A 2,318-nucleotide genomic window follows, 5' to 3' on the forward strand; every position below is an offset into this window, starting at 1 on the left:
GATGAAAAAATATAAGTATATGAAAAAAACAACCATATAAGCTTTTGAGCTAGTATGGTCGTTTGATTTTTAGGACTTTTTTTACAGCCCCTTTTGTGTCAAAAAATAATGAAATTAATACATATATAGTATAATGCTTAAGTTATAAGGAGAATCCTATGTATGTTTGGAATGTTTCCCTTCATGTATAACAATAATAATTACAATAGAAATAATATCAATTCATTTTTTGACTTGATGAATGAAAGTTTTATGAATGATATGGTAGATCAATTATTATCAGGTGATATGATGAATGGTATTGATTATGATATGTTTGAAGAAGAAAATTATGATATTTCAATAAAAGATTATGGAAATTATTATTTAATAAAAGGATATTTACCTGGCGTAACAGCAAAGGATGTAAGTATAGATTTTGAAACTAATAAGGTTATATTAACTATTCATAGGAATAGGAAACAGAATTATTCCAATGGAAGTAATTTTATGATTACTGTTATGCAAAAGGGAAGGGATATAATTAAGAATTTTTATATAGAGGAAGTAGATGTAGGTAAACTAAAGGCTAGCTTTAATAATAATCTTTTACTACTTACTATTCCTAAGATAAAAAAGATTACTTATGGAAATGATGAACCTACAATTATTGATGTTGAAAATTATAAAGTTGAATAAGGTTATTTAATCCTCCGTTATGTTAATATAGTAATATGAACATAGGAGGATTTTTTTATGAATATAACATTAATTACTGTAGGAAAATTAAAAGAGAAATATTTAAAGCAAGCTATAGATGAATACTCTAAGAGATTAAGCAGATACTGCAAGTTAGAGATTATAGAACTTAATGATGAAAAAACTCCAGATAATGCATCAGAGAAAGAAGAGCTTATGATAAAAGAGAAGGAAGGTAAAGCAATTTTATCTAGAGTAAAAGATAATGCTTATGTTGTTGCCATGGACTTAAAGGGTAAGCAGCTTACATCTGAGGAATTAGCTTCTTTTATATCTGATTGTGGAGTAAGAGGAAATTCTAATATTGTATTTATAATTGGAGGAAGTTTAGGCCTTTCAGAAGAGGTTATAAAAAGGGCTGATTATAAGTTATGCTTTTCAAAGATGACATTCCCTCATCAGTTATTTAGAGTTATGCTTCTTGAGCAAGTTTATAGAAGTTTTAGAATAAATAATAATGAACCGTATCATAAATAAATGCGAAAAATATATAGAAAATATAAATAATTATATGAGTAAATTGTAAAAGTATATATGTTAATTCAAATTAATATATAATAAGTATGTGTTATAATATATATATATATATATATATATATATATATATTAATAATACAGGCGGTGGTTTTGATGAAAGGTTATAAAGCTTTCATGTTTAAATTAATTTGCTCCTTTCAAGGACTACAATAAGTAAGCTAAACTTTGTCTGGAGCTGAAAGTATTTTTTAGCTGAAATTAGTATTCCTTGATTGAAAAGTTATAGTTTTATTATTTAAAATTAAGGAGTAAAGATATGAAAGAGTTTATAAAAAAACAACAATTTAATTATATAAAAAGATGTTTAAATGATTTAAATAATGCTTTTAACAACTGTGTAGATACCAATTTAGTAAAAAGTATTAAGTTATATTACCAAGATAAGATATTATCAAATTTTAAAGAGTTATCATCAGAGCAAAGAGAAATTCTTAATATAGAAAAGATTAATGAGCCTTTGCAGATTGAGTTATTTTTAAAGATGTTAGATAAATATGTTTATGGTATGGATAAATTAACAAATGCTGATATTAGAAAGGTTTTTAAAAAAGAGAAAAAGCTTAAATTACCTGATTTAGATTCAGATGAAAAGCTAGTATATACTGGATGGATTGATGAAGGTACTAAAAAATTATATATTGCATATAATTTTGGGGGCAAGCTTTTAGGTATGGCTTGTAGATTACCTAAAACAACAAAAAAGAGTAGTAATATCTGTGCTATTTGTAACAGGATAGGAAATGAAAGAGAAGTTGAATTTGTATCTCCAATATGTAAACCACTTAGTGAAGAGGATTATAAATCAATAGGTTTTTATATTTGTTTAGATAGTACGGAATGTAACAAAAGAATTGAATCAGTGGAAAAGTTAGAGGAAATTTTAAAAGTTGTTAACAGAATAAAGTAGTATTATTAAATAATTAAGTCAGTAGAATTTTAAAAAGTTTTACTGACTTTTTTATACATTTGAATTTGTATAGTATTAAGTTATTTATAAAAAGTGGTGTTAGTATAAAAGAGTGGACATAATAAATCGAACTAAG

3 protein-coding genes are annotated in these 2,318 nt (G+C 25.0%); all 3 read left to right on the forward strand.

Going from position 1 to position 2,318, the window contains the following annotated elements; translation table 11 throughout:
• The first annotated feature begins 162 nt into the window (after positions 1-162).
• The 3 genes from BM384_RS16735 (at position 163) to BM384_RS16745 (ending at position 2,182) form a co-directional block, all read left to right on the forward strand.
• A complete protein-coding gene (locus BM384_RS16735) occupies positions 163-678 on the forward strand; it encodes an Hsp20/alpha crystallin family protein (protein WP_090015354.1) in 516 nt (171 codons plus the stop codon).
• Between the two features lie 57 nt (positions 679-735).
• A complete protein-coding gene (gene rlmH, locus BM384_RS16740; RefSeq protein WP_090015356.1) occupies positions 736-1,215 on the forward strand; it encodes a 23S rRNA (pseudouridine(1915)-N(3))-methyltransferase RlmH in 480 nt (159 codons plus the stop codon).
• Between the two features lie 316 nt (positions 1,216-1,531).
• Entirely contained in the window at positions 1,532-2,182 is a 651-nt protein-coding gene (locus BM384_RS16745; RefSeq protein WP_090015358.1) for an FBP domain-containing protein, read from the forward strand.
• Positions 2,183-2,318 lie beyond the last annotated feature (136 nt).

The organism is Clostridium sp. DSM 8431, assembly GCF_900116755.1.
Lineage (GTDB): Bacteria > Bacillota > Clostridia > Clostridiales > Clostridiaceae > Clostridium.

Excerpts from the sequence above, each read along its gene's own strand:
- BM384_RS16735 (WP_090015354.1), top strand. The coding sequence starts at position 163 with ATGTTTGGAATGTTTCCCTTCATGTATAACAATAATAATTACAATAGA.
- rlmH (WP_090015356.1), top strand. The coding sequence starts at position 736 with ATGAATATAACATTAATTACTGTAGGAAAATTAAAAGAGAAATATTTA.
- BM384_RS16745 (WP_090015358.1), top strand. The coding sequence starts at position 1,532 with ATGAAAGAGTTTATAAAAAAACAACAATTTAATTATATAAAAAGATGT.